This is a genomic window from Streptomyces sp. UNOB3_S3 (assembly GCF_020740895.1).
Classification (GTDB): domain Bacteria; phylum Actinomycetota; class Actinomycetes; order Streptomycetales; family Streptomycetaceae; genus Streptomyces.
The window spans coordinates 1-24,128 of the sequence record NZ_JAILXP010000031.1; the positions used below are offsets into that span (position 1 = coordinate 1).

Sequence of the window (24,128 nt, forward strand, 5' to 3'; positions counted from 1 at the left end):
CGGCTGGGTGGGCCGGGCGGGAGAGCGATGGGCGCGCACGCGCATGCCACTTGCACCAGGGCATGCCTCGTAGGCGTCCATCGGCCCAACCCGCGAGGCCCGGACGAATTCAACGCCCATGGCCGAGCCCGGGGCAGGACTCGGTGGTGGGCGCGCTGTCGGCAGGTCGTCGGACTTCAGGTGCGCTGGGTATATGCGCACACATACACCGTTGCGGGACAGTTCCGGATTTCCACCGGATTCCCCTGCGACGACAGCGGAGACGAGCATACATCTAGTGCCGGGCCTCGCACGCGCCCCCACATGTTGTGTCGTCGCGTCATGAAGCGGTCGCGGAATGTGCTAACGGGCGTCCCTGGCAGGGCAAGAGAAGAGGGCCGCCACGCCCCCTGGGCGGGGGTGTGGCGGCCCTCCGGAGGCCCCCTGGGAGGTGGTTCCGGGGGCGGCGGGTCAGTGCCCGCCGGGGGCTCCTGTGGTGGCCGGCGGGAGGTCCGCGCGGACGCCCGGGTCGCCGGCGTCGGCCGTGTAGTCCGAGGGCCGGGTCCGGTCCTCGCCGTCGGGCACCTTCAGGGCCTTCAGGACGACCGTCGCGACGATGACGACGATCACGTTAAGGATAAAGGCGGTAAGTCCTATATATCCCTTTTCTCCAATAAGGGGGATGAGGTTGGTGTTCCCGAAGTGATCCTGGGTGGCGCTCGGGGTGGCGTACGCCCGCCACGTCCCGTACGTCATGCCGGCCGCCCAGCCCGCGAGCAGCGCCCAGCGGTGGGGCCAGCGGGTGAAGAGCCCGCCGACGAGCGCGGGCACGGTCTGGAGGATCCAGATGCCGCCGAGCAGCTGGAAATTGATGGCGACCGATTTGTCCATGGTGAGGACGAAAACGAGCGCGCCGACCTTGACCAGCAGGGACGCGAGCTTGGACACCTTCGCCTCGTGTTCGGGGGAGGCGTCCGGTTTGAGGAAGTCCTTGTAGATGTTGCGCGTGAAGAGATTTGCGGCGGCGATCGACATGATGGCCGCCGGCACGAGCGCGCCGATGCCGATCGCGGCGAAGGCCACCCCGGTGAACCAGTCCGGGAACATGTCCTCGAACAGCTGGGGGATCGCCAGCTGGCCGTTCTTCACCTTCACCCCGGCGGCGATGGCCATGAAGCCGAGCATCGCCAGCAGGCCGAGCATCAGGGAGTAGAGGGGAAGGATGGTGGTGTTCCGGCGGATGACATTGCGGCTCCTGCTGGAGAGGACCGCCGTCACCGAGTGCGGATAGAGGAAGAGCGCCATCGCCGAGCCGAGCGCCAGCGTCGCGTACGCCCACTGGGCGTCCGGCCCCGGCAGCAGCGAACCACGTGGTTTGCCCGTTGCCGGATTCTCGGCCGCGAACGCTGTGCCGGCCTTGCTGAAGATCTCGTCGAAGCCGCCCAGTTTGATCGGTATGTAGATGATCGCGACGATGATCACGATGTAGATCAGCGCGTCCTTGACGAAGGCGATCAGCGCGGGCGCGCGCAGCCCGGAGGAGTAGGTGTAGGCCGCGAGCACGCCGAAGGCTATGAGGAGCGGCAGGTCCTTCACGAACCAGTTGGCGTTCTCGCCGCCGCCCACGCCCATGACGTCGAGCACCGCCTGGATGCCGACCAGTTGCAGCGCGATGTACGGCATCGTGGCCAGGATCCCGGTCAGCGCGAGGGCGAGGGAGAGGCCCCGGGAGCCGAACCGGCCCCGGACGAAGTCCGACGACGTCACATAGCCGTGCCGGTGCGCCACCGACCACAGGCGGGGCAGGAAGGTGAAGACCAGCGGGTAGGTGATGATCGTGTACGGCACGGCGAAGAAGCCGGCCGCGCCCGCCGCGTAGATCGCCGCCGGCACCGCCACGAACGTATAGGCGGTGTAGAGGTCCCCGCCCAGCAGGAACCAGGTGACCCAGGTGCCGAAGGACCGGCCGCCCAGACCCCATTCGTCGAGGTTGTCGGCATTCTCGGCCTTTCGCCACCGGGCGGCCAGGAAGCCCATGACCGTGACGACGACGAAGAAGAAGAGGAAGACGGTGAGCGCCACACCGTTCACGCCGTCCTTCACTCTCGCGCACCTCCCGTGTGCCGCTCCCGCCGCGCCGCCTCCTCACGCCGTCGCACGATGACGTAGGCGACGGTCGTCAGGAGGGTGGACACCAGCACCCAGAGCATCTGGTACCAGTAGAAGAAGGGGATGCCGATGAAGGCCGGGGTGAGCCGGGCGTAGGAGTCCACCCAGAGCATCGCCACGAAGGGGATGGCGAGGCATGCCCCCGCGACGATCAGCGGGACGGTCAAGACCGGGTTGCGTACGGTCAAGAGTGGTTTATGGCCGTACGCGGAAGCTTGTGCGGCCGCGTGGCCGGGTGGATGCTCGGGTGGTTCCGACATGCGGTGACTCCGTCCCCTGTGCGATCACTTGCCGTAATGCGCTGGAAATCTAGGTGAGGGTGCCTCCGGACGTCACCCCCTTTCCGGATATCGGAACGGCAACACCAGCGGGGGTGCGGGCGGAATCCCATCGTCCGGGCGGTGGTTGACGACGGGTCGTGCGGATGTGGCGTCAAGTCGCCTTGCGCGGAACCGGATTGTCCAGTATTTGATGAAACTTCGATCTGTCATCGGCGGGTAATGCGCAGGTAAAGTGTTTGTCGCGGCGGCCGGGCAGAATCGGCCCCGGCAGCCGGTGTGCCCCGAAGCAGTGGCCCCGGCACGCCGCATCCGGACACCGGGTCCCCGGTGTCCGTCGCTCTTGATCCGACCCGACCACACCGTGCCCGGCGCGTCCCCACACGCGTCACGGGCGCAGGAGGCAGGCCCATCATGAAGTCGCTCATAGACCACGCCCGTTCCTTCGCGGCCCACGTCGCGGACTCCGAACGCGCCGAGAGTTTCCGCGCCCTCCAAGCCGGCCAGTCGCCGGAGGCGCTGTTCATCACCTGCTCCGACTCACGCGTCGTCCCCTCGCTCATCACCGGCGCCCGGCCCGGGGAACTCTTCGAACTCCGCACCGCCGGCAACATCGTTCCCGAGTACGGCGGCGGCCGCCCCATGGGCGAGACCGCCACCATCGAGTACGCGGTGCGCGTGCTCGGCGTCCGCGACATTGTCGTCTGCGGCCACTCCCACTGCGGCGCGATCGGCGCCCTCGTCCAGGGCGACGACCTCTCCGCCGCCCCCGCCGTCCGCGACTGGCTCGCGACCCAGGCGGCCGGATCGTCCTTCGGCGCCGATCTCGCCGACGCGGTCCAGCGGCACGCCATGGCCCAGCTCGACCGGCTGCGCACCTACCCGTGCGTCCGCGAACGGATCGAGGAAGGGCTGCTCTCGCTCCACGCCTGGTACTACGAGGTCCACACGGGCGCGGTCCGCGCCCACCGGCCCGGCGGGGACAGCCGTACGTTCGCCCCGCTCTGAGTAGGCCGGGCGCCGCGCGCTGTCGCGGGCGCTCCTACGACTACGACGTAAGGCAAGCGGACCTTCTCGCACCGCGGGGGCCTCTCTTTTTTCCCGCTCCCGCGGCGCGAGCGACACCCCAAGGAACCCCACCTTCATGCTCTCCACCCTCAAAACCCTCACGGCCCTCACGAGAGACCGGGGCGCGTTGCGCCAGGACGCCCTCGCCTCCCTGGTCGTCTTCCTGGTGGCGCTCCCGCTGTGCGTCGGCGTGGCCGTCGCCTCGGGCGTCCCCGCCGAACTGGGCCTGATCACCGGCATCGTCGGCGGCCTGGTCGTCGGCGCCCTGCCGGGCAGCACCTTCCAGGTCAGCGGCCCCGCCGCGGGGCTGACCGTACTCGTCCTCGAGGCCGTGAAGGAGTTCGGCCTGGGCACCCTGGGCGCCATCGTGCTGGCGACGGGCGTGCTCCAACTGACCCTGGGCGCTTTGCGCTTCGGCCGCTGGTTCCGCGCGATATCCGTCGCGGTCGTCCAGGGCATGCTCGCGGGCATCGGCCTGGTGCTCGTCCTGGGCCAGCTCTACACGATGGCCGGCGTCCGGCAGCCGGGCTCGGGCCTGGCGAAGATCGCGGGCCTGCCGGGCCTGGTGACGGACGCGGTGACCGACCGCGACTCCGTTGTCGCGTGTGCGGTGGGCGCGGGCACCATCGCCGTTCTGGTCCTGTGGAAGAAGCTCCCCGGGAAGGCCCGGCTCGTGCCCGCCCCGCTGGTCGCCGTCGCCCTGGCCACGGCGGTCACCGCGGCCGCCGGCCTGGACATCGCCCACGTGGAGGTCAAGGGCCTCGCCGACGCCATCCAGCCCCCGGGCCTCAACGACCTCACCTCCCTCGGCAGCGTCGCGGTGCTTGGCACGGTCCTGGCCTTCACCCTCATCGCCTCCGCGGAATCCCTCTTCAGCGCCGCCGCGGTCGACCGGATGCACCGGGGCCCGCGCACCCACTACGACAAGGAGCTCCTGGCCCAGGGCGTGGGCAACACGGTCTGCGGCGCCCTGGGCGCCCTCCCCATGACCGCCGTCATCGTCCGCAGCGCCGCCAACGTCCAAGCGGGCGCCAAGACATCACTCTCCCGCATCCTCCATGGCCTGTGGCTGTTGATTTTCGCTGTCGCACTGCCCGCCGCGATCGGCGTCATCCCCCTGGCGGCACTGGCGGGCGTCCTCGTCCACGCGGGCTGCAAACTCATCCCGGTCCGGGAACTGCCGCCGCTCTGGCGCGAGCACCGCGGCGAGGCACTGGTGCTGGCGGCCACGGCCGTCGCGATCGTGACGACCAGCATGTTCGAGGGCGTGCTGCTGGGGCTGCTGCTGGCGGTGGTCAAGACGGCGTGGGAGGTCTCGCACGTCCACGTCGAGACCCGCGAACTCACCGGCGGCCGCCTGATCGTCACGATCACGGGCCACGCCACCTTCCTCCGCCTCCCCAGCCTGCTGGAGACCCTGGAAGCCCTCCCCCAGGACCGCCCGGTCGAACTCGACCTGTCAGCCGTCCGCCACCTGGACCACGCGTGCCGCACGGCCCTGGAGGGCTGGGCGGAACGCCACAACGCGGAGGGGACGGAGGAGGTACGGGTACGGCACCTGCGGCTCACGCCTGCGGGGCGCGAGTAACGGGGTAGCGGAAAGGGGGGAGGGGCGGTGGTCCGCCCCTCCCCCCTTTCCGTCAGTTCGCGGCGCGGCGCCGGAGCCACCGTTCTCCTTTATGTGCTAACCCCAGGTGAGCCAGCACCACGCCAGAAACATGACGACGACCGAGGCACACATCTGCACGAAGAGCTTCATGGGAGGCAAGCCCTCTTCCGCCCCCATCAGTGAGTTCCTCTCCTGCTGCTCCAGCGCCTCCCGCAGTTCCTTACGACGGCCGACGAGGGCGAGCGGGAAGATGAGGACAACAGTCGAATAGATACGAAGCAGCTCTTCTGTTCCGTGTCCCCGGAGCGCTCCGGCGACCAGCAGGCACGCGATGGCGACGGGAGGGATGAAAGCCATCCGGACCTTGTGCTGCCGCCTTGCCATCATGGGCAGGCACACCGCATAGAACGCGCCCGTCGCGACGGCGGAAATGATCCACCAGGTTTCCACCGAGAAATGTGGGGGGTGCAATGCGTTCTCCCTTGACCGCTAGCCGAACAAGCTTGTGAGCGGCGAGGTGATGTCGTTGACGAAGCCTACAACCTTCTTGGTCCCTGCCGAGATGTCCTTGTATTTACCGACAGCCTTGTTCAGCCCCATTCCAAGGGCTCCCATTCCGGTCCCGATTACGGAGGTGGCGAACTGGCTGCTCCATCCATGTGCCTTGAAGGTGTAGATGCTGCTGATGACACCAGCGGTAAGCGAGGCCCATCCCAGACCGGCAGCGAGGATCTGGGCGCCAGGAATCGGCGTGAGGGCAAGACCTGCGGCTGCGACGCCGGTCCATGTGCTGATTTTGCTGAACAGCTTGGCCTGTTCTTCGTTTCTTGTTTTCTCGGGGTCGTCGCCGCTCTTGCCGTCACCGCCGCCGGGCAGCCGGGCCTCGTCGTTCTTGGAGTCGCGGTCCGGACGCTGGTTGTTCTTCGCGGCTTCCTCGGCCTGCTTCCGCGCGGCCTCCGCGGCCGCCCGCTGCTCCGCCTCGTGCTTCTCCTGCGCGATCTGCTTCGCCTCGGTCGCCGCCCGGCTCGCGGCTGCCGCGTCCTGGCCTGCCTGGACCGCGGCCTGCTGGGCCCGGCTTGCCGAGGCCTGGGCGTTGGCCGCCGAGGCCACCGCCTGCTCTGCGGAGAGGGTGGCCTGGGTGGCCGAGTAGTTGGCCTGGCGGCTGGCGACGCGTGCCTTGGCGGCGGCGTCCTTGGCCTTCTTGGCGGAGGCGGCCGCGCTGGCGGCCGACGCGTCGGCCTTGTCGGCGAAGTCCCGCGCCCGGGTGGCATGGCCCTTGGCCTCGTCCGCCGAAGCCTTCGCCTTGGCGGCGTGGCCCTTGGCCTCGTCCGCCCTGCCCTGGGCACGGGCCGCGGCCTCGGCCGCGGTGGCGGCGTTCCCGTACGCCTCGGACGTGGCCTTTGACGCGATGCTGATCTGGGCCTGGACCGCGGCGATGTGGGCCGCAGTGTCCTGGTCCGCCTGAGCCGCACGGAACTGGGCCCGCTCGATGAAGGCGCGCCGCATCGACACCGTGCCCTCGAGCGCGACCTGCGCGGTGGCCTTCATGACCGATCCGCCCTGCTCCAGGAGCCGGAGCGTCTGGAAGCGGTCGTCCTCGGCCTGTGCCTTGGCGTAGCCCGTGGCGAGGAACGCGTGCAGCGCCTCGGTGGAGCCGTCGTCCAATGCCTTGGTCGCGGCGTCCTTGACCGCCTTGCTCGCGTCGTTGATGATCCGCAGGATCTGGTAGCGGTACTCCTCACGCTGCCCGTCGAAGGCGCCCTTCGTCAGGAAGTTCCGCACCTCGGCGGTGCCTTTGGCGAGGGCGTCCTGTGCGGCCGCCGCCGTCTTGGGGGAGCCGATCCGGCTGAAGAAGACGGCCCTGTCGCGGTCGTCCAGGTCCTCGGCCTTGGCCCGGTCCTGCTTCACCCAGGCCAGCACGTCGTCGTCCGAGCCCGAGAGGGCGTCCTCGGCCGCCGCGCGGGTCCAGGTGCCCGTGCTCGACAGCAGGTTGACCGCCGCCTGCCGGGCGAGCTTCGCCGCGCCCGGCTCGTCGTTGCCCAGCTTCCCGCCGGCCTCGGAGACCAGCTTCTTGGTCGCCTCGTCCGTCTGGGCGGCCTGGGTCTGCTGCCGGTCGATGACCGACCGCGTCTCGTCCTCCTCGGCCTTCCGGTCCCGTGCGTCGTCGAGGGCGGTGGCGAGGTCCGCCTGGAGCTTCGTGTCCTCGGCCTCGCGAGCGACCTTGAACACGCTCTCGGCCTGCTTGGTCGCTTCACCCGCCGTCTTGGCGGCCTCCAGCGCGGCAGCGGCGTGTGCCTTGGCCTTGTTGGCCGCGTCCTGGGCCTTGCCCGCCTCGTCCGCGGCCTTGTCGGCGGCCTTGGCCGCGGCGTCCGCGTGCCGGGCCGCGTCGTTGGCCGCCGTGCGGGTCGCACGAGCGGCGGCGGCCGCCTGGTTCGAGAGGGACACGGCGCTGTTGGCCGCGCGCGTCGCGCGGTCGGCCTCGGCGCGGGCCGTGGCCGCCGCCCGCTTGGCGCGCGCCGCCTCGGCCTGGGCGACACCGGCGTGCGCGCTCGACTCCGCGGCGGCCTCGGCCGCGGCGGCGGCGTTACGGGCGGCGCTGGCCGCCGCGGCACCGGATTCGCCGGCCGCCGCGGACGCGCTCGCCGCCTGGTCGGCCGCGGCCGCCGCGGTGCGGGCTCCCGCTGCCGCGTCACGGGCCTGCTCGGCGGCCTGGCGTGCGGCCTTGGCCTGACCGGCGTCCGCCACCGCGGCGCTCGCGGCCTGGTAGGCGCGGGCCGCGGCCTGACCGGCGGCGGCCGCCGCGGCGGCGGCGTTGGCGGCGGCCCGTGCCGCCGTCCGGGCTGCGGACACCGCGTTGTTGGAGGCACTGATGGCGGTGCGGGCCGCCGCGGCGGCGCCCTCGGCGGCCTGGGCGGCCTTCGTGGCGTACCGCCCGGCCTTGTCGGCGTCCGACTTCGCCGCGGCGGTCTCCCTCGCCGCCTCCTCGGCGGCTTCCTTCGCCCTCGCCGCGGCCTTGTCGGCGACGGCGGCCGCTTCCAGCGCCGCCTCGGTCTCCGCCTTGGCCTTCTTGCCGGCCTCGGTGGCCACCTGGGCCAGCTGTGCGATCGTCATCGACTCCTGGTCGCGTGCCCGGGCCAGGTCCAGACCACGCTCCAGGAACTCGGCCCTGTCGCCGGCGTCCCCGTTCAGGGCGCGCTCGGCGGCCTGCTTCACGGCGGGCCCGCCGAAGTTCATGGCGCGCAGCACCTCGAACCGGTCGTCCTCGGCCGTGGCCTTCTCCAGGCCCTTCTCGAGGAAGTTGTCCAGAGCCTCGGGCGCGCCGTTGTCGAGGGCTCGCTGCCCCTCACGGTTGACGGCCTTGCCACCCTGGTTCATGGCGCGCAGGACCGCGAAGCGGCGATCCTCCTGCAGTGGCTTCTCGTACCCGGACTTGAGGAATTCGAGCACGTCCTCGTCGGAGCCCGACAGCGCCTTGTCGGCCGCTGCGGCGACCCCCTTGCCGGCGCCCGACATCGACCTGAGGATGGCGTACCGGGCGTCTTCGACCTGGGCCCGGCGCAGCGCGCCCCCGAGGAACTTGCTCATGTCGGCGGCCGAGCCGGTCAGTGCCTTGGCCGCCTCACGCTTGGCCGCCGTGCCACCGGACCGCCAGGCCTGTACGGCCTGGGCCCGGGCATTCTCGGGAAGCGTGTTCTCTCCGGTCCGTGCCGGGAGCGCTTCGGCCACGGAGGTTCCGAAGATGACTGCTGCCGTGGTCAACGTGGCCAGGGCGGTGAGTCTTTTGCGTGTGTGCCTCAACCGGCGTGATGCATTTGACGGTTTCATGTCAGGGGCTTCCCCGTTCGGGATTGCGTACTGAATGCAGAGGGGGCGTGGCCACGCGTCCGCCAAGCATGATCGCATGGGCAATGTGAAGGTAATGCACTCGCAAAGGCGAGGTTATGGAGGTGTTGATCTTGATTTACGGTCCGATTCGGATCGTCAACTTCCCTCCCCTCGGGAAAAACTGAAAGCCGCTCACTTCGGGGCTTCGCCGCGCGAAGGTGGCGGAATGAGCTTGTGTGACGGTTGGATAACACTCGTCACGGCTTGAGGTGTTCTGGCGCCAAGTGGTAGTCATGCATGTCGATGGGGCGTTCTGCCCCTTTCACAGACCACTAAGCGAAATGTGAGTCACCATGCGGATACCCTCACGCCTGCCGGCGCTCGCTCTCGTGGGCAGCGCCCTCGCCGGCGGCGTCCTCCTGCTGACCGGCGCGGCCAACGCCGCCAACGGGACCGGCGCGGCCCGTACTGCCGAGGCCCGCTCGGCCGAGCAGCCGCCCTCCGCCGTCGAGGACTTCTCCTACCCGAACGCGGAAAAGATCCTCAAGGAGAAGGGGCTCAAGCTGAAGAGCGGGGATGGGCACATCCTCCTCGCCGAGTGCGACAGCAGCCCGAATCTCCTCAAGTTCATCGCCCGTGACCGTGAGGACTTCTGCTTCAAGGTGACCGGGAAGACCGGCTACCTCTCCCTGGAGGTCCCCTCGGTCGGCGGCGTGCAGAGCCACGACTACCAGGCCACCGTCAACATGAAGGTCGGCGAGCAGGAGAAGTCCTTCGAAATCCCGAAGAACTCCTGGAAGGGAATCGGCGAGAACGCCGACCCGGCGGGCCGCGAGCACACGCTGATCGAAATCATCGCCAGTAAGTAGCTTCGGCCGGGCCGATAGCGGCCGCTGCCTCGTCAGGGCCGGACGTCACCGTCGGCCCAGGTAATGAGTAAGAACACCACACCATGGAAAGAAACGTGCCCGGTATACGTTCTCGTGCCACCTTCATGACAGGGGTTTCGGCGGCCGCCGCCTTGGCCTGCGCACTCTCCGCCGCCCCGGCCCAGGCCGTCGTCGGCGACGCCGCCAAGAACAGCGCGTACGCGTTCGCGGCGAAGCTCGACATCGGTGGCGGCAAGCGAGCCTGCTCTGCCGCCCTCGTCGAGAAGCAGTGGCTCGTCACGGCGGCCAGCTGTTTCGCCGACGGTTCCGCCTCGGGTGGCAAGGTCGCCGCCGGCGCCCCCAAGCTCAAGACCACCGCCGTCATCGGCGGCAGTACCACCGACGTCGTCGAGCTCGTCCCGCGCGAGGACCGCGACCTGGTGATGGCCAAGCTGGCCAAGCCCGTCACCGGCATCGCCCCCGCCGGGATCGGCTTCAAGCCGCTCGCCCAGGGGGAGGAGCTGCGCGTCGCCGGCTACGGCCGGACCAAGGACGAGTGGGTTCCCGACAAGCCGCACTCGGCGAAGTTCACCGTGAGTGCCCTGCGGGACGGCTCCGTCGAGCTCGCCGGGGCCAGTGCCGACGCCGCCGTCTGCAAGGGCGACACCGGTGGCCCCGCCTTCCGTGAGGTCGGTGGCCGCTACGAGCTCGTCGGCGTCAACAGCACCTCCTGGCAGGGCGGCTGCTTCGGCAACGAGGACGAGACCCGCAAGGGCGCCGTCGACACGCGGGTCGACGACATCGCCGGGTGGATCCAGTCGGTGTCCTCCCGAACGCTGCTGCCGCGCTCGAGCTGGAAGTACGCCGCCTACACCGCGTCCGGCTACTTCACCGGTGGTTCGAACGACGGCAAGCGCCGTATGGACCTGTTCGTCGTCTGGAAGGACGGCGAGGCCACGCTTTTCCAGGGTGCCGACCACGACGACCCGAAGCAGCCGTTCTCCGCCGAGTACAAGATCGCCGACAAGGGCAGCTACTGGCAGGACGCCCGTGCCGTCACCGGTGGCAAGTTCACCGAGAACGGCTCCGACGGCATCACCGTCCGCTGGGCCAGTGGCAAGGTCTCGACGTACATGCACGTCGACCAGGAGGGCGTCCACGATGAGAAGACGCTCCGTCCCGGCGGTGGCGACAACCCGTTCTGGAAGAACGCCCGGCTCATCACGGCGGGCCGGTTCACCGAGAACTCCCTGCGCGACGACCTGCTCGTGCTCTGGGAGGACGGCTCGACGTCGATGTACTCCGACATCGGCACCAAGGGCCTCAGCGGCTGGACCCAGCTGACGAAGGCGGACAGCGGCTGGAAGAACGCCGTCCAGATCAGCGCCGGCGAGTTCACCGGCAAGAAGACCGCCGACCTCCTCATCCGCTGGAACGACGGCCAGGCGCAGCTCTTCCCGGGCGTCGACACCGCCGGTTACCACGGCAGCCGGATCACCGTCCGGCCCGTCGGCTCGGCGTGGAAGAACGCCCAGACCCTGACGGTCGGCTCCTTCACCGCACCCGGCAAGGGCCCGAACGACGTCCTCGTCGGCTGGAACGACGGCAACGTCAGCTACTACCCCGGCGTCGACGCCGCCGGCACGCACGGCGAGGTCCAGCTCGTCGGCTGAGCCTGCCCGACGCCTCCATCAATCACGGTCCGGCCGTCGCCGCTCCCCGCGGCGGCCGGACCTGAGCGCTTCCTGCCCGCGCTCATTCACGAATCCCAAGGAAAGACACATGAACCGCAGTAGTTCGCGCGCAGCGTGGGCAGCCGGTTTCCTCACCACCGTCGTCGCGGCCAGCGCGCTGGCCGTCACAGTCACCCCCGCCCACGCCGTCATCGGTGAGACGGCCAAGGACGGCCAGTACGTCTCCACCGTCAAGCTCGACATCGGTGAAGGCCGGCGCGCCTGCACCGGCACGCTCGTCGACGAGCAGTGGGTGCTGACCGCAGGCAGCTGCTTCGCCGACGGCGCGCAGCCGGGCGGCAAGGTCGCCGCCGGGGCGCCCCAGCTGAAGACCAAGGCGACCGTCGGCCGGGCGGATCTCGCCACCGAGGCCGGGCAGGTACGGGACGTCGTCGAGCTTGTCCCGCGTGAGGACCGCGACCTCGTCATGGCGCGGCTCGCCGCCCCCGTCGCCGACGTCAAGCCCGCGACGCTCGGCAGCGGCACCCCCGCGAAGGGGGACGTGCTGCGTGCCGCCGGCTACGGGCGCACCAAGGACGAGTGGGTCCCGGACCGCGTGCACTCGGGTGCCTTCGGTGTCGACGCCGTGAAGGGCACCAGCCTCGACATCACCGGCAAGGAGGGGGCCGTCTGCAAGGGCGACACCGGTGGTCCGGTGGTCCGGGAGCGCGACGGGCGCGAGGAACTGGTCGCCGTCAGCAGCACCTCCTGGCAGGGCGGCTGCTTCGGCAACGAGGCCGAGACCCGCAAGGGCGCCGTCGCGACCCGGACCGACGACGTCGGCTTCTGGATCCAGCAGGTTCGCGGTCTCCCCAAGCGCTACGCGACGACCACCGGCGACTTCGACGGTGACGGCAAGGCCGATGCCGCCATGCTGACCGACTACGGCCCGTCGAAGGACGGCCGGGGCCGGGTGGCGCTGTGGGTCCACACCGCCACCGGCGAAGGCTTCAAGGAGCCGCGCGCCGTGTGGGACAACGGCTCGGACAGCTGGCGTTGGGACGCCGTCAAGCTGACGTCCGGTGACTTCAACGGTGACGGCAAGACCGATATCGCCGCCCTGTACAACTACGGCAAGACCGCCGACGGCCGGAGCCGCACCGGTCTGTTCACGTTCACCAGCAACGGAACCGGCTTCAACGCCCCCGTGAAGGTCTGGGAGAGCGACTCCAGCTCCTGGAAGAGCTGGAACTGGGACGCCAGCAAGGTCGCCGCCGGTGACTTCAACGGCGACGGCAAGGCCGACATCGCCGTCCTCTACAACTACGGCACCAACGGCTCCCGCAACGAGACCGGCCTGCTGACCTTCACCAGCAACGGCAACGGTTTCGCCGAACCCCGCAAGACGTGGGAGAGCGGCTCGACCAGCTGGAACTGGAACAGCAGCAAGATGGTCGCCGGCGACTTCAACGGCGACGGCAAGAGCGACATCGCCGTCCTCTACGGCAACGGCACGACCTCCGACAGCCGCAACGAGACGGCCCTGTGGCTCATCGCCGACAACAGCAACGGCTTCGTCGCGCACCGCAAGGTCTGGAACAGCCTGAACTGGGAGGGCCGCAGCTGGAGCTGGGAGGCCAGCAAGGTCACGGCCGGTGACTTCAACGGTGACGGCAAGGCCGACATCGCCGTCCTGTACGACTACGGCAAGGTCTCCGGCAAGAACAAGACCGGCCTGTGGGTCTTCTCCGGCACCAAGGACGGCTTCACCGACCCCCGCAAGGTCTGGGAGAGCGGCACCACGGTCGACAGCTGGAACTGGGCCGCGAGCGAGCTCACCGCCGGTGACTTCAACGGCGACGGCAAGGCCGACATCGGCGTCACGTACGACTACGGGCAGGGCGCCGACGGCCGTGCCCAGGTCGCCCTGTGGGCCTTCACCAGCAACGGCAGCGGCCTCAACGCGCCCAGCAAGGTCTGGAACAGCGACCTGAAGCGCTGATTCACCCAGTGGGGCCGGCACCGGTGTGCCGGCCCCACACCCACATCACAGCAGTCCGTATGTCAGGAAACCGCCTTCCCGTGAAGCTCGCCCCCCTCCACCTCACCGGCCGTACCCGTCGCGGGTTGTGCGGCGCCGCCCTGACGGTCTCCCTCTCCACCGCCGCCGCGGCCGGTCCGCTCACCGCTCAGGCGAACCCCGCCGCGCCCGGGCCGGACAGCGCACAGGGCGCGCAGCCCAGGGGCGTACCCAATCTCGTCCTCCCCGATCTGCGGAAGCCCGCGCAACCGAGCCCGTCCGCGAGCGGTGAAGCCGGGATTCCGGCCACCGCGCTGGACGCCTACAAGAAGGCCGCGCAGGCGCTGGCCACGAGCCAGCCGGGGTGCCGGATCCCGTGGGAACTGGTCGCCGGGATCGGACGGGTGGAGTCCGTGCACGCCTCCGGGTACGGGCTGCGCGCCGACGGGTCCACCGAGCAGCCCATCCGGGGGCCGCGGCTGGACGGGAAGCAGTTCGCGCTCATCCGCGACACCGACGGCGGGCGCTGGGACGGGGACACCGAGTACGACCGTGCCGTCGGCCCCACCCAGTTCATCCCCTCCACCTGGGTCACCTGGGGTGCCGACGGCAACGGCGACGGGGTCAAGGACCCCAACAACATCTACGACGCCGCCCTCGGCACCGCCCGCTATCTCTGCGCCGGCGACCGGAACCTCACGGATCCCGCCGACCTCGACAAGGCGATCCTCAGCTACAACAACTCGCGTGAATACGTGAACGCCGTCCTGGAGTGGATGCGCACGTACCAGGGCGGCAAGGTCACCGCCGTTCCCAACGACGCCCCGGCCGTCCCCCATCGCCCGGACCCGGCCGACGGGCGGTCCAGCGCCCCCGCGCGTGCGGTCACACGTACGTCGGCCTCCGGCTCGTCGGTCGTCAAGCCGCGGCCCGAGCCCCTGCCGAAGCCCGCACCTGAACCCAGGCCCGATCCCAGGCCCGATCCGACTCCCGAGCCCCGGCCCGAGCCCGGTCCCCGTACCGTCACCCGGCTCACCGCCCTCGGGGAGCGGAGCCGTGACGCCGAGACCGGACAGGACCTCGACCAGGTCGCGCGGGTCCGGGCGAGCAACGCCCATGGCGATCCCGTCCCCGGAGCCGACGTCAGCTTCGAGATCCTCGGCGCCGCCACCGACGCCCGTTTCCCCGGGCACGGGGACGCCACGACCGTCACCGTCAGCACCGACGCCCAGGGCATCGCCGTCGTGCCGCGACTGCGCGTCGGTGACCGGCCGGACGGCTTCGTCGTCATGGCGAGCACTGCGGGCAAGGCCGTGACGTTCCAGGTGAACGCCCGGCTCTCCGCCTCTGCCACCGCCGACACCCTGACGCGGGTCGGCGAACAGCCCTTGAGCGCTCCGGTCAATGGCACCTTCGCCGAGAGCCCCCGGGTCAAGGCCACCCGTTACGGGCAGCCCGCCCTCGGCACGGTGCTCACCGCGACCTTCCTCGCGAGCAAGGAGGGCGACACGGCCGGGAACACCCTCGGCCCGTACTTCACGGACGCGGCCGGCAATGCCGTTCGAACGCTTGTCCCGCCCCCGCCCGGAGCCGATGGCATCGTCACCCTTCCGGCCATCCACGCCGACGGAAACCCCGGTACGTACGCCCTCCGGCTGACCACCGCCGACGGTGTGACGCTGGACGTCGAGCTCACCGTGACCGCGTGAGTGTCAGTGCCCCGTCTCGCCCCGGTTGACGGCCATGACCATGACCGCGCCGATCAGGACCAGGCGGTCGGTCAGCGCGTCGAGCTGCTGGCGCTGTTCCGTCGGGAGGTGCCAGTCCTCCCAGGAGGAGGTCTCCTGCTTCGAGGGCGGGGCCTGCCACTCGGCGGCCCAGTCGCGGCCGAGCCGGGCCGCGAGCGGTCCGGCCGTGCGGGCGAGGCCGCCGTAGGCGCCGAGGAGGCCGATCATGTGGCCGTCCGGGAGCCAGCCGCGCCAGGCGTTCAGCAGCTCGCCGGCGAGGTGGGCGACGTCCTCCAGCCACAGGATGTGCTGGGTGACCCAGCCCTGGGGGCTGGGGGACACGGGCATGCCCGGCAGCAGGCGCTGCGGCAGGGCGTCGCGGCGTGTGAAGAAGTCGCGCGCGAGGGTCAGCTCGTGGTCCGAGGGGGTCCAGGAGCGGTCGTTCAGGGCGATCGCGGCGGCATCGACCGCATCGACGGCGTGGCTCATTCCGATACCGTACGTGCCCCGCAGGCCGAGGGGCGAGCGGGCCGGGTCGCCGTCACGTACCGGGCGCGGCGGCCCGCGGCCAGCCATTCGGCCCGCAGCCGCTCGTAGACACCGCGCTCGGCGCTGGTCAGCGTGCGGCCGCGGCGGGCCGTGAGGAACATGCGTATCTCGTGGTTGAGCTGCTCCGGGGTCGGGGTCAGGGTCGCGTTGCATGACATGCCCTCAGGCTAGGGGGTGCCACTGACAACGGGCCCGTTCCCATGGTCATGTTTGCGGAACGCTCATCGAATGGTCATGAAGTCGGTGGGTGAACCTTGAGGTCGTTCTTACCTCACACTTACTCCGCCGCCGGTCGCCGCAGCCTCGCCACGAACTTGTAGCGGTCGCCCCGGTACACCGACCGTACCCACTCCACCGGCTTGCCCTCCGCGTCCAGCGAGTGGCGCGAGAGGAGCAGCATCGGCAGGCCCACGTCCGTGCCCAGCAGGCCGGCCTCGCGCGGGGTGGCCAGGGAGGTCTCGATGGTCTCCTCCGCCTCCGCGAGGTGGACGTCGTAGACCTCGGCCAGCGCGGTGTAGAGGGAGGTGTACTTCACCAGGCTCCGGCGCAGCGCCGGGAAGCGCTTCGCCGACAGGTGGGTGGTCTCGATCGCCATGGGCTCGCCGCTGGCGAGCCGGAGGCGTTCGATGCGCAGGACGCGGCCGCCGGGCACTATGTCGAGCAGCCCGGCGAGGCGGTCGTCGGCGGTGACGTAGCCGATGTCGAGGAGCTGGGAGGTGGGCTCCAGGCCCTGGGCACGCATGTCCTCGGTGTAGGAGGTCAGTTGGAGGGCCTGGGAGACCTTGGGCTTGGCGACGAACGTGCCCTTGCCCTGGATGCGCTCCAGCCGGCCCTCGACCACCAGTTCCTGGAGGGCCTGGCGCACCGTCGTACGGGAGGTGTCGAACTCGGCGGCCAGGGTGCGCTCCGGGGGCACGGGGGTGCCGGGAGGCATGGTTTCGGTCATATCCAGCAAGTGCCGTTTGAGCCGGTAATACTTGGGAACGCGCGCGGTCCGTCCACCGCTCGTGGCGCTGCCGCCCTCCGCCGTCTCGCCCTCGGTCGCCATGGCGTGCCTTCCCGACCTTCCCGACTCCGATGATCCTGCTGCCGTCACCGGCTCCTCCGTCTATAGCGGTCACATGGTGGCACGGGCAGAGCCCGAGGGGACCGGAGATACCCGGGTCGACCTCGAGGTGTCGGTCCGGTAACGGAGCCGACAGCGACTCTTATACACCCTTGACACCCCAAAAGGTCTAGGCCAACATGCGGGCACTGGTCTAAACCATTAAAGACCACATTCGGTCCTCAAGGGAGAGTGCTGTGAAGCGAGGGCTCATAGCGGCGACGGGTGTCGTGGCCATGCTGGTGAGTGTTGCTGCCTGTGGGTCCAGCGACAGTGACAAGGGATCGGCCGACGGTGGTTCCAAGGACAAGAGCCTCACTGTCTGGTTCATGGATGGCTCGAATCCACCGGGTTGGTCCAAGGCCGTCCAGGCCGAGTTCGAACAGAAGACCGGGGCCAAGCTCAATATCCAGGTCCAGAAGTGGGACGGCATCCAGCAGAAGCTCACCACCGCCCTCTCCGAGTCCAGCCCGCCGGACGTCGTGGAGGTCGGCAACACCCAGACGCCCTCCTACGCCCAGACCGGTGGCCTCGCCCAGCTGGACGACCTGAAGAAGGAGATCGGCGGGGACTGGACCGAGTCCCTCAACAAGCCGGCCGTCTTCGAGGGCAAGCAGTACGCGGCCCCCTGGTACGCGGCCAGCCGCGTCGTCATCTACAACAAGAAGATCTGGGCCGACGCGGGCATCAAGGACACCCCGAAGACCCGTGACGAGTTCTTCAAGGACCTTGAGGCCATTCAGCAGAAGGGCGACGCGGAGCCGCTCTATCTGCCCGGCCAGAACTGGTACTTCTTCGACGGCCTGACCATCGGCACCGGTGCCGACCTGGTGAAGAAGGACGGCAAGAAGTACGTCTCCAACCTCGGCGACCCCAAGGTGGCCAAGGCCATGGAGACCTACAAGAAGTACCAGTCCTTCAGCAAGGCCCCCAAGGACAAGGACGAGGCCACCCCGCAGCAGGCCGACGTCTTCGCCAAGGGCAGGACCGGTGCCTTCATCGGCATGGGCTGGGAGGCCGCCACCGCCATCAAGGCGAACCCGGAGATCGAGAAGGAGATCGGCTACTTCACCATTCCCGGTGAGACCGCCGACAAGCCCGAGGGCGTCTTCCTCGGCGGCTCCAACCTCGCGATCTCCGAGGGCAGCAAGAAGAAGGACCTCGCCAAGGAGTTCCTGAAGATCGCGCTGTCCGACAAGAACGAGGGCGCGCTGGCCAAGGAGGTCGGCTCGATCCCCAACAAGGACGCGCTGCTGTCGAGCCTGAAGGGCCAGCCGGCCGCCGAGGCCGCTGCCCCCGCCGCCAAGACCGGTGGCACCACTCCGCTGATCCCCGAATGGGCCAACGTGGAGAACGCGCCGAACCCGATCAAGGCCTATATGACGGCCGTTCTGGGCGGCAAGTCGCCGGAGGAGGCCGCCAAGCAGGTCGAGGGCGACATGAACAAGCGGCTCGCCCAGAAGCAGTAGGGCCTGAGCGGCAGTGAGTTCCGTACGGGCCGCCGTGGGGGCGGCCCGTACGGGACCCCGCACCACGCACAACCGTTCCACAGGGGAGAAGGCGGACGACGATGTCAGCGCAGATCGAAGAGGCGGCGGCCACCGGCCCGGCGCCCCGGATCGGCAAAGGCGGCGCCGCGCCGCCCCGCCGCGACCGGGAACGCGCGGCCAGAAGCCTGCCCTACCTGCTGATCCTCCCCACCGTAGCGGCCGTCGTGCTGCTGCTCGGCTGGACGCTGGTGAAGAACGGCCTGCTGTCCTTCCAGAACCTCAACAAGCGCCAGCTGATCCAGCGCGTCACCGAGTGGACCGGCGTCGACAACTACCGCGAGGTCCTCGGAAGTTCCGAGTTCTGGCACGTCACCGGCCGTTCGGTGGTCTTCACGGCCGCCAACGTCGTCCTGATCATGGCGGTCGGCTGTCTGATCGGCCTGCTGCTCGCCCGGCTCGGCAACAAGCTGCGGCTGCTGCTCTCGCTCGGCCTCGTCCTGGCCTGGGCCATGCCCGTCGTCGCCGCGACCACCGTCTTCCAGTGGCTCTTCGACCAGCGCTTCGGCGTCGTCAACTACCTCCTGGACGCGCTCGGCTGGCACTCCATGGCCGGCTACAACTGGACCAGCGGCCAGCTCTCCACCTTCTTCGTGATCACCGTGCTGATCGTCTGGCAGTCTGTGCCCTTCGTGGCGATAAACCTCTACGCGGCCACGACCACGATCCCCAAGGAGCTCTACGAGGCCGCCTCGCTCGACGGCGCGGGCACCTGGAAGCAGTTCACCTCGGTGACCTTCCCCTTCCTCAAGCCGTTCTTCCTGGCCACCACGTTCCTCGAGGTGATCTGGGTCTTCAAGGCCTTCACCCAGGTCTTCGCGATCAACGAGGGCGGCCCCGACCGGCTCACCGAGACCCTGCCCGTCTACGCCTTCCAGGAGGGCATGGGCAGCCAGCACTTCGGCATGGGCGCGGCGATCTCCATCCTCACCATCGTCATTCTGCTGGCGCTGACGGCTTACTACCTGCGCCTGGTTCTCAAGCAAGAGGAGGACGAGCTGTGAGGCGATCGCTGATCGGCCGAGTCTGGCCGGGGGCGACGGCGGTCGTCCTCTTCGCCTTCTTCGCGTTCCCCGTCTACTGGATGTTCGCCACGGCCTTCAAGGCCAACAAGGACATCGTCAGCGACACCCCCGTCTGGTTCCCCGCGAGCCCCACCTTCGAGCACTTCGACAAGGCGGTGAGCGCCGACGGCTTCTGGACGTTCGTCGGGAACTCCCTCACCGTGACCCTGGTGGCCGTGGCCCTGTCGCTCGTCATCGCGCTGCTGGCGTCCTTCGCCGTCGCGCGCATGCGCTTCAAGGGCCGCAAGAGCTTCATCCTCGTGATGATGATGGCCCAGATGGCGCCCTGGGAGGTGATGGTCATCGCCTACTACATGATCGTGCGCGACGCCGACATGCTGAACAGCCTGCCGCCGCTCATCGCCATCTACACCGTCATGGTGCTGCCCTTCACCGTCCTGACGCTGCGCGGCTACGTGGCCGCCGTGCCCAAGGAGCTGGAGGAGTCCGCCATGGTCGACGGGTGCACCCGCACCCAGGCCTTCATCAAGGTCATCTTCCCGCTGCTGGCGCCCGGCCTGATGGCCACCTCGCTCTTCGGCTTCATCACCGTCTGGAACGAGTTCCCGATGGTCCTGATCCTCAACAAGGACCCCGGATCGCAGACCCTCCCGCTGTGGCTGACCGGCTTCCGCACCACCTTCGGCGACGACTGGGGCGCCACCATGGCCGCTTCCTCGCTCTTCGCGATCCCGATCCTCGTCCTGTTCGTCATCCTCCAGCGCAAGGCGGTCGGAGGCCTCACGTCCGGCGCAGTGAAGGGCTAGGAGCATCGACATGACCATCCTCACCCAGCACCGGTCCCAGCACCCGGACACCCTGACCCGGGACGCCCTGACCGTCCTCCAGCCCGGCTTCACCGGGACGACCGCCCCCGACTGGCTGCTGCGCCGGCTCGGCGAAGGGCTCTCCTCCGTCGGCCTGTTCGGCCGCAACATCGCCTCCCCCGAACAGCTCGCCGCCCTGACGGCGCAGCTGCGCGCCGAGCGCGGCGACGTCCTCGTCGCCATCGACGAGGAGGGCGGCGACGTCACCCGGCTGGAGGTCCGTACGGGCTCCTCCTTCCCCGGCAACCTCGCCCTCGGCACCGTCGACGACACCGGGCTCACCCGGGCCGTCGCCCACGAGCTGGGCCGCCGCCTCGCCGCCTGCGGCGTCAACCTCAACTGGGCGCCCTCCGGGGACGTCAACTCCGACCCCGACAACCCCGTCATCGGCGTACGGTCCTTCGGCGCCGACCCCGCGCTCGTCGCCCGGCACACCGCCGCCTACGTCGAGGGGCTCCAGGCCGCCGGGGTCGCCGCCTGCACCAAGCACTTCCCCGGCCACGGCGACACCGCCGTCGACTCCCACCACGACCTGCCCCGCATCGACGCGGACCTCGCGACGCTGCACGCCCGTGAGCTGGTGCCCTTCCGGGCGGCCGTCGCGGCCGGCACCAAGGCCGTGATGAGCGCGCACATCCTGCTGCCCGCGCTCGACGCCGCTCTGCCCGCCACGCTCAGCCCCCTCGCCCTCCACGGGCTGCTGCGCGCGCCCGTCACCGCCGGGGGCCTCGGCTTCGACGGCCTGATCGTCACCGACGGCATGGAGATGCGGGCGATCGCCGGTACGTACGGCATCGAACGCGGCAGCGTCATGGCCATCGCGGCGGGCGCCGACGCGATCTGCGTCGGGGGCGGCCTGGCCGACGAGGAGACCGTGCTGCGGCTGCGCGACGCGCTCGTCGCGGCCGTGCGCTCCGGTGAACTGGCGGAGGAGCGGCTCGCCGACGCCGCCGCACGGGTGCGGGCGCTGGCGCGCTGGACGTCGTCGGCGGCGGGCCCGGACGCGGCGGCGTCCGACCCCGGCGTGGGGCTTGTGGCGGCGCGGCGCGCGCTGCGGGTCACGCGCTCCGGCGCGGGGTACGAGCCGCCGCCCGCCGGGCCGGTGTACGTCGCCGCCTTCACGCCCGTCGCCAACATCGCCGTCGGCGACGAGACGCCCTGGGGCGTCGGCGCCGAGCTGGCCCGGCTGCGGCCGGGGACGCTCACCGAGACGTACGGCCCCGAGTCCGCCGGGGCGGAGGCGGTGCTCGCGGCGGCGGGGGAGCAGCGGATCGTCGCGGTCGTGCGTGATGTGCACCGGCATCCGTGGATGGCCCGGGCGCTCGGTACCTTGCTGGCGGCTCGGCCGGACACGGTCGTGGTGGAGATGGGGCTGAACGAGGCGCCGCCGAGCGGTGCGCTGCACATCGCCACGCATGGGGCGGCGCGGGTGTGCGGGATCGCTGCCGCCGAGGCGATCGCGGGGGAGTAGCCCCGGCCCCGCCCTTTCACCGTTTCCGAGCGGGGCTGCGCCCCCTCGCACCCCCCTTGTCCTCAAACCTTGTCCTCAAACGCCGGACGGGCTGAATTCAGCCCGTCCGGCGTTCGGCTTACAGCCCCTGCCAGGCCGGCTTCGCCGCGTACGTCGCGCGGAAGTAGTCGGCCAGCTTCAGCTTCGTCGCCGCCGCCTCGTCGACGACGACCGTCGCGTGGGGGTGGAGCTGGAGGGCCGAGGCGGGGACGAGGGCGGAGACCGGGCCCTCGACGGACGCGGCGACCGCGTCGGCCTTGCCCTCGCCCGTGGCCAGCAGCACCAGGTGGCGGGCCTCCAGGATGGTGCCGATGCCCTGGGTGATGACGTGGTGCGGCACCTGCTCGATGTCGCCCTCGAAGAAGCGCGCGTTGTCGACGCGGGTCTGCTCCGTCAGCGTCTTGATGCGGGTGCGGGAGGCCAGGGAGGAGCACGGCTCGTTGAAGCCGATGTGGCCGTCGGTGCCGATGCCCAGCAGCTGGAGGTCCACACCGCCGGCCGCCGGCAGCGCCCGGTCGTACGCCTCGCACGCGGCCTGGACGTCCTCGGCGGTGCCGTCGGGGCCCATGAAGGAGGACGCCGGCAGCCCCAGCGGCTCGACGACCTGGCGCAGAACGGTCGAGCGGTAGGACTCGGGGTGGTCGGCGGGCAGGCCGACGTACTCGTCGAGCTGGCAGACACGGGCGCGCGAGGCGTCCACCTCGCCGGCGCGGACCTTGGCCGTGAGCGCCTCGTAGACGGGCAGCGGGGTCGAGCCGGTGGCCACGCCGAGCAGCGCGTCGGGCTTGCGGCGCAGCAGGGCGGCCATGGCCTCCGCGATGAGCTCGCCGCCTGCCTTGGCGTCGGGGACGATGACAACTTCCACGCTGGGCCTGCCGATCTGGAGAGGGGTGTGGTATAGACCAATTTAGCAGAACGGGCGCCGCTCGCCCCGGCTGGCGGGGGTGGGGAGACCCGTGGTCGACTGAAGGGGCCGCCCGGTGCGTACACGGGCGTCTCCCCGGGAGGTGGGCCGGTATGACCAGGGAGAGACCGGGCCTGATCATGGCCGGGGAGACGGCCGAACAGCCCGCCGTGCTGCGTCGCGTCCTGGACCACGGTGCGGCCGCCGCCCGGGAGGTCGCCGGGCGCATCGCCGCCCGTGATTTCCGGTTCGTCCTGCTCACCGCGCGGGGCACCTCCGACAACGCGGCCCTGTACGCCAAGTACCTGCTGGAGGTGCGGCTCGGCAAGCCCTGCGGGCTGACCTCCATGTCGACGGTCACCGCCTACGGCGCCCGGCCCGATCTCCGGGACGTCCTGGCCGTCACGGTCAGCCAGTCCGGCGGCTCCCCGGACCTGGTGGCCTCCACCGAGGCCGCCCGCGCGGCCGGCGCCATCACCCTGGCGGTCACCAACAACCCGGACTCCCCGCTCGCCGCGGTCGCCGAGCACCACCTCGACATCCTCGCCGGGCCGGAACGGGCGCTCCCGGCGACCAAGACGTACACGGCCTCGCTGCTCACCCTCTATCTCTTCGTCGAGGGGCTGTGCGGCGGCGACGGCTCGGCCGCGCGGGAGCTGCCGGAGCTCGCCCGGCGGATCCTGGCGCGCGGCGCCGAGGTCACCCGGCTCGCCGCCCGCTACCGCTTCGCCGAGCGGATGGTCCTCACCTCGCGCGGCTACGGCTATCCGACGGCCAAGGAGGCCGCGCTGAAGCTGATGGAGACGAGCTACATCCCCGCCCTGGCCTACTCGGGCGCCGATCTGCTGCACGGGCCGCTGGCCATGGTGGACAACATCTTCCCCGTCATCGCGATCGTCCCGGCGGGAAGAGGCGGGAAAGCGCTGGCTCCCGTGCTGGAGCGGCTGCGCGGGCGAGGGGCCGACCTGGTCGTCGTCGGGACCGGGGCCGAGGTCGCGCGGGCGACGGACGGTTTCGTCCTGCCCTCGGAAGAGGTGGCGGAGGAGCTGCAGCCGGTCCTGGAGATCCTGCCGCTCCAGCTGCTCGCCCATGAGGTGACCGTCGCCCGGGGGCAGGACCCCGACGCGCCCCGGGCCCTGGCCAAGGTCACCGAGACGAGGTGAGGGAGACGAGGTGAGAGGTGAGCGGGACGAGGCGATACGGGCCCGGAGACGACTACGGGCCGCGGCGCCCGCCGGGACCCTCGGCCCAGCCGGCACCGCAGCCCGGAGCGAATCGGCCGGACCGGCGCGCGTGAGGTGTGCGGGCCCCACGGCCGGGTCGGCCGACGGGAGGCCCCGGCCGCCGTGCGGCGGGCCGGGCCTCGCTCCGCCCTCTTGTGCGGAGAGGACGGACGTCCTGAACG

19 protein-coding genes and 1 riboswitch are annotated in these 24,128 nt (G+C 70.3%); of the genes, 11 read left to right on the forward strand and 8 right to left on the reverse strand.

From position 1 onward, the window contains the following. Positions 1 to 142: 142 nt before the first annotated feature. Positions 143 to 287: riboswitch (cobalamin riboswitch) on the reverse strand. A 163-nt stretch (positions 288 to 450) separates the two neighbouring features. Together mctP and K6I33_RS05670 are read right to left on the reverse strand one after the other, a co-directional pair. Continuing rightward, entirely contained in the window at positions 451 to 2,082 is a 1,632-nt protein-coding gene (gene mctP / locus K6I33_RS05665; RefSeq protein ID WP_229348569.1) for a monocarboxylate uptake permease MctP, read from the reverse strand. Beyond that, the gene (locus K6I33_RS05670; RefSeq protein ID WP_229348570.1) at positions 2,079 to 2,336 is read right to left on the reverse strand and encodes a DUF3311 domain-containing protein; all 258 of its coding nucleotides are present in this window, start codon (positions 2,334 to 2,336) and stop codon (positions 2,079 to 2,081) included. The genes mctP and K6I33_RS05670 overlap by 4 nt, the downstream gene beginning before the upstream one ends. Before the next feature lie 504 nt (positions 2,337 to 2,840). On the opposite strand from K6I33_RS05670, the gene K6I33_RS05675 reads away from it, so the two are divergent. Beyond that, on the forward strand, positions 2,841 to 3,434 hold the full coding sequence (locus K6I33_RS05675; protein ID WP_229348571.1) for a carbonic anhydrase: 594 nt from the start codon (positions 2,841 to 2,843) through the stop codon (positions 3,432 to 3,434). Positions 3,435 to 3,570: 136 nt separating this feature from the next. Continuing rightward, positions 3,571 to 5,082, forward strand: coding sequence for a SulP family inorganic anion transporter (locus K6I33_RS05680; RefSeq protein ID WP_229348572.1), 1,512 nt, complete (start codon positions 3,571 to 3,573; stop codon positions 5,080 to 5,082). Positions 5,083 to 5,178: 96 nt separating this feature from the next. Here the strand turns inward: K6I33_RS05680 and K6I33_RS05685 are convergent, their stop codons facing one another. Further along, positions 5,179 to 5,553, reverse strand: coding sequence for a hypothetical protein (locus K6I33_RS05685; protein ID WP_229348573.1), 375 nt, complete (start codon positions 5,551 to 5,553; stop codon positions 5,179 to 5,181). Positions 5,554 to 5,592: 39 nt separating this feature from the next. After that, positions 5,593 to 8,829, reverse strand: a complete 3,237-nt coding sequence (locus tag K6I33_RS05690) for an ALF repeat-containing protein (protein ID WP_229348574.1) — start codon at positions 8,827 to 8,829, stop codon at positions 5,593 to 5,595. Positions 8,830 to 9,281: 452 nt separating this feature from the next. On the opposite strand from K6I33_RS05690, the gene K6I33_RS05695 reads away from it, so the two are divergent. The 4 genes from K6I33_RS05695 to K6I33_RS05710 all read left to right on the forward strand — a co-directional run bounded on the left by K6I33_RS05695 (position 9,282) and on the right by K6I33_RS05710 (position 15,199). Continuing rightward, a complete protein-coding gene (locus K6I33_RS05695; protein WP_229348575.1) occupies positions 9,282 to 9,797 on the forward strand; it encodes a hypothetical protein in 516 nt (171 codons plus the stop codon). 125 nt (positions 9,798 to 9,922) lie between these two features. Next, positions 9,923 to 11,470 (forward strand): trypsin-like serine protease, encoded by a 1,548-nt coding sequence (locus K6I33_RS05700; protein ID WP_229348576.1) that lies wholly within the window; start codon positions 9,923 to 9,925, stop codon positions 11,468 to 11,470. 109 nt (positions 11,471 to 11,579) lie between these two features. Further along, positions 11,580 to 13,472 carry an FG-GAP-like repeat-containing protein gene (locus K6I33_RS05705; RefSeq protein WP_229348577.1) on the forward strand — a complete coding sequence of 631 codons (1,893 nt, stop codon included), beginning with the start codon at positions 11,580 to 11,582 and terminating at the stop codon, positions 13,470 to 13,472. Positions 13,473 to 13,552: 80 nt separating this feature from the next. Continuing rightward, on the forward strand, positions 13,553 to 15,199 hold the full coding sequence (locus tag K6I33_RS05710; protein ID WP_229348578.1) for a lytic transglycosylase domain-containing protein: 1,647 nt from the start codon (positions 13,553 to 13,555) through the stop codon (positions 15,197 to 15,199). Between the two features lie 3 nt (positions 15,200 to 15,202). Here K6I33_RS05710 and K6I33_RS05715 read toward each other — a convergent pair whose 3' ends face one another. The 3 genes from K6I33_RS05715 to K6I33_RS05725 all read right to left on the reverse strand — a co-directional run bounded on the left by K6I33_RS05715 (position 15,203) and on the right by K6I33_RS05725 (position 16,814). Next, entirely contained in the window at positions 15,203 to 15,706 is a 504-nt protein-coding gene (locus K6I33_RS05715; protein WP_229348579.1) for a hypothetical protein, read from the reverse strand. Further along, complete coding sequence (locus K6I33_RS05720; protein ID WP_229348580.1) at positions 15,703 to 15,924, reverse strand: hypothetical protein; 222 nt, start codon at positions 15,922 to 15,924, stop codon at positions 15,703 to 15,705. Before K6I33_RS05720 ends, K6I33_RS05715 begins: the two co-directional genes overlap by 4 nt. 119 nt (positions 15,925 to 16,043) lie before the next feature. Continuing rightward, a complete protein-coding gene (locus K6I33_RS05725) occupies positions 16,044 to 16,814 on the reverse strand; it encodes a GntR family transcriptional regulator (RefSeq protein ID WP_229348581.1) in 771 nt (256 codons plus the stop codon). A gap of 254 nt (positions 16,815 to 17,068) precedes the next feature. On the opposite strand from K6I33_RS05725, the gene K6I33_RS05730 reads away from it, so the two are divergent. The 4 genes from K6I33_RS05730 (at position 17,069) to K6I33_RS05745 (ending at position 21,780) form a co-directional block, all read left to right on the forward strand. Then, complete coding sequence (locus K6I33_RS05730) at positions 17,069 to 18,340, forward strand: extracellular solute-binding protein (protein WP_229348582.1); 1,272 nt, start codon at positions 17,069 to 17,071, stop codon at positions 18,338 to 18,340. Between the two features lie 101 nt (positions 18,341 to 18,441). After that, positions 18,442 to 19,422, forward strand: coding sequence for a carbohydrate ABC transporter permease (locus tag K6I33_RS05735; RefSeq protein ID WP_229348583.1), 981 nt, complete (start codon positions 18,442 to 18,444; stop codon positions 19,420 to 19,422). After that, positions 19,419 to 20,249 carry a carbohydrate ABC transporter permease gene (locus K6I33_RS05740; protein ID WP_229348584.1) on the forward strand — a complete coding sequence of 277 codons (831 nt, stop codon included), beginning with the start codon at positions 19,419 to 19,421 and terminating at the stop codon, positions 20,247 to 20,249. Before K6I33_RS05735 ends, K6I33_RS05740 begins: the two co-directional genes overlap by 4 nt. A 10-nt stretch (positions 20,250 to 20,259) precedes the next feature. Beyond that, the gene (locus K6I33_RS05745; RefSeq protein WP_229348585.1) at positions 20,260 to 21,780 is read left to right on the forward strand and encodes a glycoside hydrolase family 3 protein; all 1,521 of its coding nucleotides are present in this window, start codon (positions 20,260 to 20,262) and stop codon (positions 21,778 to 21,780) included. Positions 21,781 to 21,898: 118 nt separating this feature from the next. Here K6I33_RS05745 and nagB read toward each other — a convergent pair whose 3' ends face one another. Beyond that, positions 21,899 to 22,684, reverse strand: coding sequence for a glucosamine-6-phosphate deaminase (gene nagB, locus K6I33_RS05750; RefSeq protein WP_229348586.1), 786 nt, complete (start codon positions 22,682 to 22,684; stop codon positions 21,899 to 21,901). 152 nt (positions 22,685 to 22,836) lie between these two features. Here nagB and K6I33_RS05755 point away from each other — a divergent pair, with 152 nt between their 5' ends. Then, on the forward strand, positions 22,837 to 23,886 hold the full coding sequence (locus K6I33_RS05755) for an SIS domain-containing protein (RefSeq protein ID WP_229348587.1): 1,050 nt from the start codon (positions 22,837 to 22,839) through the stop codon (positions 23,884 to 23,886). The last annotated feature ends 242 nt before the right edge of the window (positions 23,887 to 24,128 follow it).